Origin of the sequence: Butyrivibrio sp. AD3002 (assembly GCF_000420905.1) — a bacterium.
Lineage (GTDB): Bacteria > Bacillota > Clostridia > Lachnospirales > Lachnospiraceae > Butyrivibrio.
In genome coordinates, this window is record NZ_ATVV01000014.1 from 104,865 (window position 1) to 118,846 (window position 13,982).

Annotated in this window: 12 protein-coding genes; all 12 read right to left on the minus strand. The window is 44.7% G+C overall.

Features of this window, described 5'->3' with window-relative positions; genetic code table 11:
• Positions 1–133: 133 nt before the first annotated feature.
• Positions 134–1,633 (minus strand): transglutaminase domain-containing protein, encoded by a 1,500-nt coding sequence (locus G596_RS23835; protein ID WP_022761942.1) that lies wholly within the window; start codon positions 1,631–1,633, stop codon positions 134–136.
• Entirely contained in the window at positions 1,633–3,234 is a 1,602-nt protein-coding gene (locus tag G596_RS0111215; RefSeq protein WP_022761943.1) for a peptide chain release factor 3, read from the minus strand. Before G596_RS0111215 ends, G596_RS23835 begins: the two co-directional genes overlap by 1 nt.
• Positions 3,235–3,393: 159 nt before the next feature.
• Complete coding sequence (locus G596_RS0111220) at positions 3,394–4,221, minus strand: energy-coupling factor transporter transmembrane component T family protein (protein ID WP_022761944.1); 828 nt, start codon at positions 4,219–4,221, stop codon at positions 3,394–3,396.
• Positions 4,214–5,938, minus strand: coding sequence for an ABC transporter ATP-binding protein (locus tag G596_RS0111225; RefSeq protein ID WP_022761945.1), 1,725 nt, complete (start codon positions 5,936–5,938; stop codon positions 4,214–4,216). The genes G596_RS0111220 and G596_RS0111225 overlap by 8 nt, the downstream gene beginning before the upstream one ends.
• A 7-nt stretch (positions 5,939–5,945) precedes the next feature.
• The gene (locus G596_RS0111230) at positions 5,946–6,497 is read right to left on the minus strand and encodes an ECF-type riboflavin transporter substrate-binding protein (protein ID WP_022761946.1); all 552 of its coding nucleotides are present in this window, start codon (positions 6,495–6,497) and stop codon (positions 5,946–5,948) included.
• A 24-nt stretch (positions 6,498–6,521) separates the two neighbouring features.
• A complete protein-coding gene (locus tag G596_RS0111235; RefSeq protein ID WP_022761947.1) occupies positions 6,522–7,673 on the minus strand; it encodes a phosphopentomutase in 1,152 nt (383 codons plus the stop codon).
• Positions 7,674–7,869: 196 nt separating this feature from the next.
• A complete protein-coding gene (locus G596_RS0111240; RefSeq protein WP_022761948.1) occupies positions 7,870–9,957 on the minus strand; it encodes a polyribonucleotide nucleotidyltransferase in 2,088 nt (695 codons plus the stop codon).
• Positions 9,958–10,093: 136 nt separating this feature from the next.
• Complete coding sequence (rpsO, locus tag G596_RS0111245) at positions 10,094–10,360, minus strand: 30S ribosomal protein S15 (protein WP_022761949.1); 267 nt, start codon at positions 10,358–10,360, stop codon at positions 10,094–10,096.
• A gap of 151 nt (positions 10,361–10,511) precedes the next feature.
• Complete coding sequence (ribF, locus tag G596_RS0111250) at positions 10,512–11,468, minus strand: riboflavin biosynthesis protein RibF (protein WP_022761950.1); 957 nt, start codon at positions 11,466–11,468, stop codon at positions 10,512–10,514.
• Positions 11,469–11,470: 2 nt separating this feature from the next.
• Positions 11,471–12,424, minus strand: coding sequence for a tRNA pseudouridine(55) synthase TruB (truB, locus tag G596_RS0111255; RefSeq protein WP_022761951.1), 954 nt, complete (start codon positions 12,422–12,424; stop codon positions 11,471–11,473).
• A gap of 15 nt (positions 12,425–12,439) precedes the next feature.
• Positions 12,440–13,405: a DHH family phosphoesterase gene (locus G596_RS0111260; protein ID WP_022761952.1), complete on the minus strand. Its 966-nt coding sequence runs from the start codon at positions 13,403–13,405 to the stop codon at positions 12,440–12,442.
• Positions 13,406–13,408: 3 nt separating this feature from the next.
• A complete protein-coding gene (gene rbfA / locus G596_RS0111265) occupies positions 13,409–13,816 on the minus strand; it encodes a 30S ribosome-binding factor RbfA (protein ID WP_022761953.1) in 408 nt (135 codons plus the stop codon).
• Positions 13,817–13,982: the final 166 nt, after the last annotated feature.

Here is a 13,982-nt window from a genome sequence, read left to right on the forward strand (position 1 = left end):
TAGATAATCATAAAAAACCGAACGATACAATTTTACCACCGGGGAACGCTCTAAGCAAGGTAATATCTATATTTGCAAAAAGAAACTTCGTACCCAAAATGCAATTTTCATCAACATTTTAAAGTACGAAGTTTTAATATAACCAGATTATAAGAATGTATTGTTCATCAAAGGTCGTATATGAAACTGTATTGTTTGAGCCCTCCATATATCCGAATACCTGCTGATCGGTTATGAGCCTTCTTATGAATTCGTCGTATACGGCTCTTGTACTGCATTTTATCGTGACATTGTTACTTCCGTCGGCGTATCTTCTTGAGAAAAGATTCCCCAGCGCAGTCATGTCATTTTCCGTAAAGTACTCACCTTCCCTTACGTAATAATTGTTGCGCATTGAAGTGCAATCCGGCATTGGAAGCGTCTCGGATATGGTATGTGTCTTACTGATATCCTGAGTTGTGCAGCACAAATAGGTGTAGTTGATCAGCGGAAGTTTTTGCGAATCAGCTCCTCCGCTCTCAAATTTCTGATAAGAGGAATCTCCCCAGGTCGTATCGACGTAGGTGTACTCTCCGTCAGCATATACAAGATTCCACGCATGGCCGACACCGTTCACCTTACCTGTGACCATCGTGGTAGGAACCCCAAGTTTGTTAAGGATATACTGCGTAGCTTTGGCATAGCCCTGGCACACCGATTTTCCATATAAAAATACCGAGCAGATATTCTGGTTATCCGGCGCACTCGCGTCGTATTCAGTATTGGTTATAAGATAATCATAGACATACTTGACCTTCTCATAATCATCAGCATCCTGCGGAGCTCCTGCCAGGCATGTATCCACGTAGGCATCGATTTTGGCCTGACGTGAATCAATCTCCTCATCGCTGTAAATATAATTGCCGGTAAACGATATCTTCTTCAGAACTCCTGCTACCGTATAGCGCGTGTAGGTATAACCGTCCATATAGAAAAGCTCGGGGTGATCGGCAAGTACAAACTGACATACCACATCGAGAACCTCTTCATCAAGTGTCGATACAACTACGTCCTCGGCGCGTCTCTCAATAATTCTAAGAAGCTCGACGTATAAGGTCTGTCCTTCCTTTGTCAGATGTTCATAGGCGTAGTTGCCCTGCTGAGCCTTCTTTAAATCCTCTATATCAACTACAGATAAACCGAGGGATTCTCTTTGCGCCTGCTGGAAGGAGTCACTAAAATAGGTTGTCGCGTCCTTCCCCTGCTCCTCGTCGGTTTCCTCAACATCCTTGCGGCGTCCTGTTCTTCCAGTCTCCTTCTCAATCTGAGTGATGAGATCATCGATAGCCTGGTTAACCTTATCGGGATCAAATGTACCCGAATGGGAGGCATCGTTATTAGAGACTTCAACGGAATCTACAGAAGCGTCGGTTGTAGGGGCATCTGAAGCTTCTGCCTCCGCGGCTGCAGGTTCAGATTCTGCTGCTACTTCTTCTCCCACCAAAATCTCATCATCGGAATTAATAAGATTGTTGGCCTTAAAAAAGTCAGTAACCGAATCATTACATCCTGTCAGAAATGCCGCCATAAAAACAGATGCAAAAAAGACAGATGCTTTCCCTATTAAGTTTTTAAAACATCTGTCTCTTCTCATTAGTTTTTCCTAAACTCGCTAAGCGATAATCCTTTGTTTCTGTCGAGAACCATCTGGGGACTCCACTCGTTGATAAAGATAAGAAGCGGTCTTCCGTTCATATCCTTTATCTTCTTCATATCAGAGGTGCCCACAAGTGAATTCATGTCGACATCCTCGTTATCAACCCAACGTATATACTCATATGGTAACATATCCAGGATAATTTCGACATTATATTCGTTCTCAAGTCTGAATTTAAGTACGTCAAACTGAAGTACGCCGACAACGCCTACGATGATTTCCTCCATTCCCATGTTGAATTCCTGGAAAATCTGGATAGCACCTTCCTGCGCAATCTGTTCGATACCCTTGACGAACTGTTTTCTCTTCATGGTATCAACCTGACGAACCCTTGCAAAGTGCTCGGGTGCGAAGGTCGGGATTCCCTCATAGGTTACGGAATCCTTGGGCATGCATACCGTGTCACCGATTGAAAAGATACCGGGATCGAATACACCCATTATATCACCTGCATAGGCCTCACTTAAAATCTTACGTTCATCGGCCATAAGCTGCTGAGGCTGTGAAAGTCTGAACACTTTTCCTGACTGAACATGCTTAACTTCCTTGTCCGCATCGTAGCGTCCGGAGCATATTCTCATGAAGGCAACTCTGTCTCTGTGTGCCTTGTTCATGTTGGCCTGGATTTTGAAAACAAAAGCAGTAAATTCGTGCTCCTTAGGGTCGATAACCTCTCCCTCTGAATCAGTTCTTCCACTCGGAGGTGTAGCCATCTGAAGGAAGTTGTGAAGGAAGAGCTCAACACCGAAGTTCTGAAGCGCAGAACCGAAGAACACGGGAGTAAGCTTACCTGCTCTGACCTCTTCAAGATTAAATTCAGCACCTGCACCGTCCATAAGCTCGATCTCACCCTCAAGATTCTCAAGAGCTTCCTCACCTATTGTGGAAACAAGCTGATCCCTGTCTTCCATAGGGATTATGGTCTCTGTACCTTCCTTTGTTCCCTTCATTGTATCCTGGAAAGTTACGACATGTTTCTCCGCTCTGTCATAGATTCCCTTGAAGTTCTTACCTGATCCGATAGGAAGATTCATCGGGCATGTAGCAATTCCAAGGTGGTCTTCGATATCATCAAGAAGCTCGTATGTATCCATCGCATCTCTGTCGAGCTTATTTATAAATGTAAAGATCGGAATATGTCTCATGGTGCAGACTTTGAAAAGTTTCTTGGTCTGTGGCTCAACACCCTTACTTGCATCGATGACCATGACTGCGGAATCAGCAGCCATAAGTGTTCTGTAAGTATCCTCTGAGAAATCCTGGTGTCCGGGTGTATCAAGGATATTGATACAGCAGTCCTCAAAGTTAAACTGAAGAACTGAGGATGTAACCGAAATACCTCTCTGTTTCTCAATCTCCATCCAGTCTGAAACGGCGTGCCTTGCTGTAGCCTTACCCTTTACGGATCCTGCGAGATTGATGGCTCCGCCGTAGAGAAGGAATTTCTCTGTAAGTGTGGTCTTACCTGCATCGGGGTGGGAAATGATTGCAAAGGTACGTCTCTTATTTATCTCTTCTGTGATCTGGTTGTTACTCATTTTAAAACCTTTCAAAAAAACGCAAAAATTACTATTACTTACAAAATATCTGCCGTGCGCTCATCAAAAAATATCTCACCTATAAAAATGCGCACCCAACCTATTTTAAGGAAAGGTGCGCGTAAAGTCAATTACTGACTTAATCTATTTGTATTTTCTCTATAAAAACGGGTTATAGAACCTGCTGCCGTTTATGTGCGTAAGTGTAATCGATGCCACAAAAAGCACTGCACATACGACGATGCAAAGGTAGTCTAACCATCTGAATTTTCTCTCCATATACCAGGTTCGCTTTTTGTTTTTCCCAAAGCAGCGAAGCTCCATGGCATTTGCTATGACCTCGATTCTGTCCATACTGCTTAATACCAGCGGTATAAGAATTGAAGAAGCCGACTTAAGCCTGCTTATAAGCGACGCTTTTTTACTAAGCTCTATCCCTCTGGCCTGAGATGCCTGACTGATCTCGTGATACTGTTTCTGTATGTCCGGTATGTAGCGAAGTGCCAGCGCCACTGAATAAGCAACGGAATACGGAACTCCTATCTTATTAAGCGATGCCGCAAATTCACTGGGGTTCGTGGTGCAGACAAACAGCAGCACAAAGGGTATCGTCGCAAAGTACTTCAGAATGTAATTGAGCTGAAAAAACAGCTGCTCAGCGGTTGGTGCGAAGTATCCCGAAAGTCCAAAGAGAAGGGTTGTACTGCCGTAAACTCCGCAGCCGTGGCGAGGCGAAAACAGATAAACCAACGTTGTACTCAATGCAAGATAAACCAGTGTAAATACAAGCATAAAGGTTACATCCTTAAGTTTTATCCTGCCTACAGGGAAAAGCGCGACTCCCAAAACCGACATAACAGCAAGAAGTCTCGTGTCATATGTAGTCATGGCGGCAAGGCTCCACAAAAGAAGACACACCAGCTTGGTAGCCCCTGTAAGCTCATGAATCGGAGACTCTCTTTCTATATAATTAAAAAGATTATTCATCGCATAATCCTCTCACATTCTCTCGCTCATAGTCGATAAAGTCCTGAACAAAGGTGGCAGCATCTTCAATACCGCACAAATTTGCCAGATCGTAAAGACTGGTCTCTTTAAGGCTTGCCCTGTCGACAATTTCAGAATCAGTCAGAATCTCTGCACAGGTTTTATCCGCGATTATCTTCCCGCCGGAAAAGACTATGCCTCTGTCAGCATATTCCAGCATAAGATGCATATCATGAGTTATCATGATTATCGTGATTCCCTGCTGATTCAGCTGTCTCAAAAACTCCATGATTTTGGTGTAATGCCTGTAGTCCTGTCCTGCAGTGGGTTCATCGAGAATAAGCACCTTGGGCTCAAGCACAAGAATGGAGCAAATGGTAACTCGCTTCTTTTGTCCATAGCTAAGCGCTGATATAGGCCAGTTTCTCATCGTATAGAGACCGCAGATTTTGAGCGCTTTTGTGACCTTTTCCTGAACCTCTTCCTCCGGGACTCCCCTGAGCCTTAAGCCCATAGCGACTTCGTCCATGATCATGACCTTGGAGATCATCTGATTCGGGTTCTGCATTACATAGCCCACATAGGCCGCTCTCTCCTTGATAGACAGTGCAGAAAAGTCACTGCCTTCAAAGAATATCTGCCCTTCATCTTCGTTTTCCATTCCGCAGACAACCTTGGAAAAGGTGGATTTTCCGGCGCCGTTGGTCCCGACGATTGCCACCATTTCACCCTTCGAAACAGCAGTGGAAATATTATCAAGGGCCCGTTTTTTCATCTTTTCATAAGTAAAAGAAAGACCCTTTGTTTCAAGGAGCTTTTCTTTAGATAAAGACTTTTTATCCTTGTGAACCTCCTTCATAAACTTCCTTAGCTGAGCTTTGTCAGTATCGGAAAGAATAAGATTTTCTATTGAAGAAGGTCGCATTTTGCTCTCTATACTCACGCCTGCATATTTAAGAGCAGTAAGATACAGAGGCTCTCTTACACCACATTCGGCAAGAAGCCCTTTTGAAAGAAGCTCATCAGGACTTTCATCTGCAACTATATGTCCCTCCTGCATCAGAACAATTCTGTCAACACTTCTGTGAAGGACATCCTCAAGACGGTGCTCAATTATGATAACCGCAGCACCTGTCTTTTTTTGAAGCTCATCGATAAGTTCAATTGCCTGTTTTCCCGTCTTGGGATCAAGATTTGCGAGAGGCTCATCAAACAAAAAGAGATCCACATCGCTGGCAAGAACTCCTCCGACGGATACTCTCTGCTTCTGCCCACCGGAAAGCTCCCCGGGCGCGTGAAGCAGAAAGTCCTTTAGATTCAGAGTTGTCGCAACTTCATCCACTCTCTTTCTCATATCCGGTAGAAGAACGCAGTCATTCTCAAGAGCAAAAGCCAAATCTTCCGCAACAGTCATCCCTACAAACTGGGCATCACTGTCCTGAAGAACAGTTCCCACGATATGTGAGATATCAAAGATTGACATTTCCTTTGAATCTTTACCGTTGATCAAAAGGGATCCGGTTATATCGCCCTTATAAGACGACGGAATAAGACCGTTTATAAGACTTCCCAGAGTGGACTTACCGCAACCGGAAGGCCCCGCTATAAGCAGCTTTTCACCCCTTTTAATTTTGAGGTCAATATTATAGAGCGTAGGCTTAGCCTGCGCCCTATATTTAAATCCAAGATTCTTAAATTCCAGTATATATTCGCTCATATTATAATCAGTTTTCTTCCGTAAGGCTGCCCTTCTTCGGGATTGCCTTAGAATAAGCTATGCAAAGAATTGTTCCAACAATGGCAGTTGTAATAATGTTTATGATAGCACCGGTCACACCCTGAACGAATACCTTATTTGCAGGTTCCTGGAACATAAGGATGTCCAGGATCGGTGCAACAACTATCCATGAAATAGCATGTGCAATAGCCTGACCTACGTTAAAAGTGATAATACCCTTTGTACCGAACTCACCCTCATCTATCTTCAGTTTCATTGTTACGATTCCCATGAGGCAGCCAAATACCGCTGAAGCGATAACCCAGCTCCACCATACTCCCCAGCCGTAACTGAAGTCGATAAAGAAGTGTCCGATAAGGCCTGCGAGAGCTCCCGGAATCGGTCCGAAAACAGCGGCTATAAATGCAAGCAGACCATACTGGATTGAAATGTTAGTGTTGGGCACAGGACTCGGGATTGCAACGAATCTTCCGAGCACAAAGAAAAGTGCCGCACCGATACCAATAGCTACAATTGATTTTACCCCTAGTTTTTTCATACTTCTTCCTCCTAAATATACGTTTTATAGCATTGATGTTCCTTCAAACTCCGGTTTAATTCCAAAGTAGTCAAGAACAGTGGCTCCTATATCAGCGAAAGTACTTCTGGTTCCGAGGTTCTTCGGTGTTACATTCTTGCCATACATAATGAAAGGTATGTATTCCCTGGTATGATCCGTGGTCTTCTGGTATGCGGGATCACAGCCATGGTCAGCTGTCATCATAATGATGTCATCATCGCGAAGCTTAGCGACCATCTCGGGAAGCTTGTTATCAAAGTAATTAAGCGCCTTTGCGTAGCCGTCGATATCTCTTCTGTGTCCGTAAAGCATATCGAAATCTACCAGATTCACAAAGCAGAGTCCGTCGAAATCCCTGTCCATATATGCGAGTGTCTTTTCGATTCCATCGGCATTGCTCTCGGAGAAAACATACTCCGTAAGGCCTTTTCCTTCAAATATGTCTCTTATCTTACCAACGCCCAGAACATCCTTGCCTGCTGCCTTGAGCTGGTCAAGCATGGTTGTCTTCGGAGGCTCAAGTGAATAATCGTGTCTGTGAGGAGTTCTTGTATAATTACCGCTTGTACCGACGAAAGGTCTTGCAATTACACGTCCCACGCCAAGGTCTCCCTGAAGCATTTCTCTTGCAATATGGCAATACTCATAGAGGGTCTCCAGCGGAACTATGTCCTCATGTGCTGCAATCTGGAACACACTGTCTGCAGATGTATAGACGATAAGATTTCCTGTCTTTACATGTTCATCGCCATAATCATTGATTACCTGAGTGCCTGAGTAAGGCTTATTACAGATAACTCCTCTTCCGACGCGCTTACTGAATGCATCCAGGAACTCCTGCGGGAATCCGTCGGGGAATTTCGGCATGGGTTTGGGTGATATCACACCTGCGATTTCCCAGTGACCTGTCGTTGTATCTTTATCCTTACTTGCCTCCTGGCATTTGCCATAAGCTGCTGTGGGATTGGGAACGGAAGGCACACAGTCAACTCCATCAATATTGAAAAGTCCCATCGCTCCCATATTAGGCATGCTGAAATACTTGCTGGTAGCGCATGACCTTATTGTATTTACATCAAAATCTCCGTACTCTGCAGCATCGGGCTCTTCTCCGACACCAAAGCTATCAAGCACTATTAGAAAAATTCTTCCCATATTTGTATCCTCCGGAAAAATTAGAAATAGTAGGTAAATCTTTCCTACCCTATTAGTTTATCATGAAATAGTATCAAAACATTATAATTTTTTGATAAAATGAGTTTTTTCCATATTAAAAAAACTGAGAAAATGATTCAAGGTCACTTTCTCAGTTCTTCTTATTTTGTATTTATCGCAGCAAATCTGCTTTTGATTATTTCTGTGCAACATCCTTCATTGAGAAGCTGATTCTGCCCATACGATCCTTGCCAAGGCATACAACCTTAACCTCATCGCCAAGAGTAAGAACATCCTCAACGTGATCGATACGCTCGTTAGCGATCTTGCTGATGTGTACCATACCCTCTTTGCCGGGTGCAAACTCAACGAATGCGCCGAATTCCTTGATGCTTACAACTTTTCCTGTGAAGATCTGGCCCTTCTCGAAATCTGTTGTAATGATATTGATCATATCAATAGCCTGCTGCATCTTACCCTTATCTTCACCGCAGATGCTTACCTTACCATCATCTGTGATGTCGATCTTAACGCCTGTGCGGTCGATGATCTCGTTGATTGTCTTACCTCTCTGACCAACAACATCACCAATCTTATCAGGATCGATCTCGATAGAGATGATCTTGGGAGCATACTGGCTAACTTCCTTACGAGGCTCAGCGATAGCCTTGCTCATGCACTCATCCATGATGAAGAGACGAGCTTCGCGGCACTGTGAAATAGCCTGAGTTACGATATCCTTTGTAAGACCGTGGATCTTGATATCCATCTGGATAGCTGTGATACCTTCCTTAGTACCTGTTACCTTGAAGTCCATGTCTCCGAAGAAGTCCTCAAGACCCTGGATATCTGTAAGTACTACGAAATCGTCATCTGTATCGCCTGTTACAAGACCGCAGCTGATACCTGCAACCATCTTCTTGATCGGAACACCTGCTGCCATAAGTGACATACATGATGCACATGTGGAAGCCATTGATGTTGATCCGTTAGACTCAAAGGTCTCTGATACGCAGCGGATTGCGTAAGGGAACTCTTCCTCTGAAGGAAGTACAGGGAGAAGTGCTCTCTCTGCAAGTGCGCCGTGACCAATCTCACGACGTCCGGGTCCTCTTGAAACCTTTGTCTCACCTACTGAATAAGCAGGGAAATTGTACTGGTGAATGTATCTCTTACCTGTTACGAAAGGATCAAGTCCCTCAACCTTCTGCATCTCTGAAAGAGGAGCAAGAGTTGTAACGTCACAGATCTGAGTCTGTCCACGTGTGAACATAGCACTTCCGTGTACTCTCGGAATAAGATCAATCTCTGCTGCAAGAGGACGGATCTGATCAAGTGCTCTTCCGTCAGGACGCTTGTGATCCTTGAGGATCATCTTACGAACTGTCTTCTTCTCATACTGGTAAATAGCCTCTCCAAGGATAGCAAGCCACTCCTCGTTGTCAGCGAACTTCTCTTCAAGACGAGCTGTGATCTCAGCGATGTTAGCCTCACGCTTCTGCTTCTCATCTGTGAATACAGCGTTCTCCATCTCTTCCTGAGGAACTACTTCCTTGATTGCTGCGAAAAGCTCTTCCGGTACTGCACAGCTTGCATACTCGTGCTTCGGCTTACCAACCTCTGCAACGATGCCCTTGATGAACTCGATGAGCTTAAGGTTTACATCATGTGCAAGGTAAATAGCTTCCTTCATCTTATCCTCGGGAACCTCGTTACAACCTGCCTCGATCATGATAACCTTCTGGCCTACTGAAGCAACTGTAAGGCGCATATCGCCCTTATCCCACTGCTCCTGTGAAGGGTTGATAACGAACTCGCCATCGATAAGTCCAACCTGTGTCATAGCGCAGGGGCCATCGAAAGGAATATCTGAAATAGAAACAGCTACAGATGCACCGATCATAGCCACAAGCTCAGGTCTGCACTGTGTATCTACAGACATAACCATAGTCTCAATTGTTACATCGTTGCGGTAGTCCTTAGGGAAAAGAGGACGCATAGGTCTGTCAATAACACGGCTTGTGAGAATAGCATTCTCAGAAGGCTTTCCCTCGCGCTTATTGAATCCTCCGGGGAACTTACCGATAGAATAGAATTTCTCACCGTACTCTACGCTGAGAGGGAAGAAATCAATTCCGTCTCTGGGCTTGTCGGAAGCTGTTGCTGTACAAAGAACGGTTGTATCGCCGTACTTCATGAATGCGCATCCGTTAGCCTGTTTTCCTACCTTGCCGATCTCAATTGTAAGAGTTCTTCCTGCAAGTTCTGTTGAAAATGTTTTCATGTTTTTCTCCTTCTCGCGCCATCCTCGGGCGCATTAAAATATGTAAACTTAATAGTTATTACCTTAATAAAAGAAACAAGGCGGAACAAGCCGACTATTTCTAATCGGCATCCCCGCCCTATTCTCCCATCGGAAATTATTTTCTGAGTCCAAGATCAGCAATAAGCTTACGATACTTCTCAAGATCCTTCTTCTTAAGGTATGCAAGAAGAGCACGTCTTCTACCTACCATCTTAAGAAGACCTCTTCTTGAGTGGTGATCCTTCGGATGTGTGTTAAGGTGCTCGTTGAGCTCCTTGATTCTGGTTGTAAGAATAGCAACCTGAACCTCCGGTGAACCTGTGTCGCCAGCTGTTCTAGCGTACTGATTGATAACCTCTGTCTTCTTTTCCTTTGTAATCATGTTTCATTCTCCTTTAATTACAATGTGCCGAATACACAGAAGCGGCTGGAGTATCCTACCTCCGAGTATCGGTAATAACGTTACTGTTCCTCATGCGAGAAACCAATTGATTTTAACACAGTGAGCAATAAATGTAAAGTGAAGACCATCGTCATTCATAATCGAAGAAATTTCTTCCAGCGTCAAGGTCAAGCCGAAGCTGCCCCTTTAAGGCCTCAACACCTGAAAATTTCTGTTCTTTTCTATGGAAAGTCAAAAGAGCAATCTCTAAATATTTTCCATAAATATCTTCGTCGAAATCATAGATATAAGTTTCAACGCTCACCTGTCCGCTGTCGGAAACCGTCGGCCTAAGTCCGATGTTGGTCATTCCATGATATTTTCTGCCATCAATTCTGACTTCCGAAAAATATACCCCAAAAGGTGGCAGGCACTTTTCAGAAGGCGGCAGCAGATTTACCGTAGGAAAGCCAATTGTTCTGCCAAGCTTTTTGCCATGTTCGACAAGGCCTCCCACATAGTAGTATTCTCCCAGAAGCTCAGATGCGCGCTCCATCTCAGCCTGAAGTATTTCCTCTTTTATAAAGCTTGAGCTAACATTCCTTCCGAACATCTGAAGCTTTTTTATGGCGTGAGTTCTGTAGCCGAGTTCAGGTGCAAGCTTATTTAAAAGCGCAAAATCGCCTCTTCCCTTATATCCGTAGGATAAGTCATCTCCTGCTGCAAGGTAGGCTGCATTCATCTGCTCATGAAGGATTTTTCTGACAAAGTCCTCCGGTGCCGTCCGTGCTGTCTCCGCATTCATCGGAAATTCCACAAGAATATCTACGCCAAGCTCCTCGAATTTACGTCTCTTTTCATCCTTAGTGAGAAGCTGGGATAAAATGATATCCTTTTTTTCATTCTCGCTTTTTGCCATAAGCTGTGAGAAAAATACAGCCGGCGGCGGATCAAAGGTAAAGATTGTCGCCTTCATACCCTGATCTTTCTTATCAAGGATATGTTTAAGGAGCTTCTGATGCCCCATGTGGACTCCGTCAAATTTACCGATGGCTACTGCGGTTTTATCCTCTATATTAAATTGTGTGGTTCCGGATATTATCCGCATTTTTACCTCTCCGTATAGAAAAACTTCTCCACCTTGAACTGGCCGGTTCTGCCGTCGCATTTGTAAATGCCAAAGAATGTGCCGTCCTCAGCGTATACCCTCACTCTGGTGCCGTCAGCATAGAGCTTTTCGGGTTCTACAAAATCCTGCTCATCCTCGGGAGCTTCACTTACAAGGTTCTCCACCTTGAAGCTGTTGCCGTTTTCAAGCATACGCCTGAAGCTATCCTTAACAATACAATAGTCAAGGTCTCTGAAAAGGCTCTCAGTGGAGGCAACTATCGTATCCACTTTTCCCTCATCGCGAAGCTGCTCGATCTGATCAAGGGTGTGCGCAGTCTCGAGATGAAAGCTTCCTACAGCTGTTCTTGTGAGATGTTCCATGGCTGCGCCGCAGCCCAAAGCCTCGCCTATATCATTGCAAAGGGTTCTGATATAGGTGCCCTTTGAACACTTAACCTCCATTGTGAAAACGTGCTCATCCTGAAGATGAGATTCATCGAGAATTGTTATAGCCTCGATTTTGATTCTTCTTGGCTTTCTCTCGACTTCCTTGCCCTGTCTTGCAAGCTCATAGAGTTTCTTGCCATTTATCTTAATCGCGGAATACATGGGCGGAATCTGGTCATACTCACCCACAAAGCGTTTAACCGCTTCGTGCAGCTGCTCGCTTGTGACATTGACTTCATTCTCTGAAAGTACTCTTCCAGACATGTCCTGAGTGTCTGTCGTCACTCCAAGTCTGCAGACGGCGATATATTCCTTGTCGTGATCCGTGAGCATGTCACAGAGCTTTGTCCCGTTTCCCAGACAAATAACAAGGACTCCGACCGCATCCGGATCCAGAGTCCCTGTATGTCCGATCTTTTTCATCTTTAAAATGCCACGGAGGCGTGCCACCACATCACTAGATGTATAGCCAGCCTCCTTGTATACGTTAATTAGTCCGTTGTACATATGACCCTCATATATTTATTTTGCAGCGAGAACGCCCTTCAAATCTCTCTCAATATACTCTGAAAGTGAGTTTATTATATCATGCTGGGTTCCGTTCATGGTACAGCCCGCAGCTCTTGAATGTCCGCCACCGCCAAAAAGCTCTGCGATCTTTGCAACATTCACTTTTCCCTTGGAGCGAAGGCTGACTTTGTACTCAAGGCTTCCGATCTCATACATGAAAATTGCACACTCCGTACCTGTTGTCAGAAGGAGCTGGCTGACTATTCCGTCGAGATCACTGGATTCAGCGTGATAAAAGTCCATCGTTTGTCTGGATACCACACTCACGATGCAGTCTCCGTGCATGAAAAGCATGCTCTCAAGAAGTGCTCGTCCCATTATCTGGTTCTGAACATAGGTCTTCTCATAGAATACAGAATCTATAAGGCTTCCAAAATCAAAACCATAGCCTATGAGATCCGAAGCTACCTGCATGGTAGCGGGTGATGTGTTTGAATACTTGAATACCCCGGTATCTGTAATTATTCCCATGTAGATAGCCTTGGCTATCTCAGCGTCAAGCTTGTCCTTATCAATGCAATCATAAACAAGCTCACATGCTGAACTGGCTGTGGGAACAATATAATTCTCATCACCTGTGCCTTCATTGCTGACATGATGGTCTATATTAACTGTCTTTTTTGCGGCATCAAAGAATTTCTCAGCATCTCCGAGTCTTTCTTTTCCACAGTCGAGGGCAAAGAAAATATCATAGCTGTCGACGTCAGTCTTAAAGTCCGATTTAACCTCAGCAGTAGCTTCGATTATCTTATAGCTCTCGGGAATCTTTTCAAGAAAAACGTCCACCTTGAGATCCGGATAATTCTTTTTTAAATAGAGATATAATGCCATTGTAGAGCCAACACAATCTCCGTCGGGGCGAATATGCCCACCGATTCCAATGGTTTTGGCGTCCTTTACGAGTTCGTCTATTCTCATCTATTATTCTTCCTCTGTGGGTTCTTCGTCCACTTCTCCCCTTGCTGCCTTTGCAGCTGCGTCCTTTGCTGCAACTTCGTCGATTTTCTTCGACATGTTGATGGCATACTCAATTGAATCATCCATGATGAATCTGAGCTCGGGGGTGTAACGCATATTGAGTTCCTTGGCTACTGTACTTCTGATGTAGCCGGCAGCGGATTTGAGGCCTTCCTCAGTGCGGAGTCTGTCCTCATCGTTGCCCATTACGGAAACCCATACTTTACAGGTCTTAAGGTCAGGTGCAACCTCGACATCCATAACGGATGTCATGGGGCTGATCCTGGGGTCCTTGCTGTATCTGATTGCCTCAGATATGACCTTTTGTACTTCACCGTTTATACGGATATTTTTAATACTGTTTTTTCTCATATTTTTACTCCATGCCCCTCATCCGGCACTTCGTGCCACCTTGTCTACGCTCCGCTTCGGTCCGCGCTGGACCGACGGTCTACGTTCCACTCCGGTCGTTGCTAAGCACTCGTCCCCCGGACGAGTAGCAACCCCGGACGTCGAGCGCCCCCAAGGGGAAGGCTTT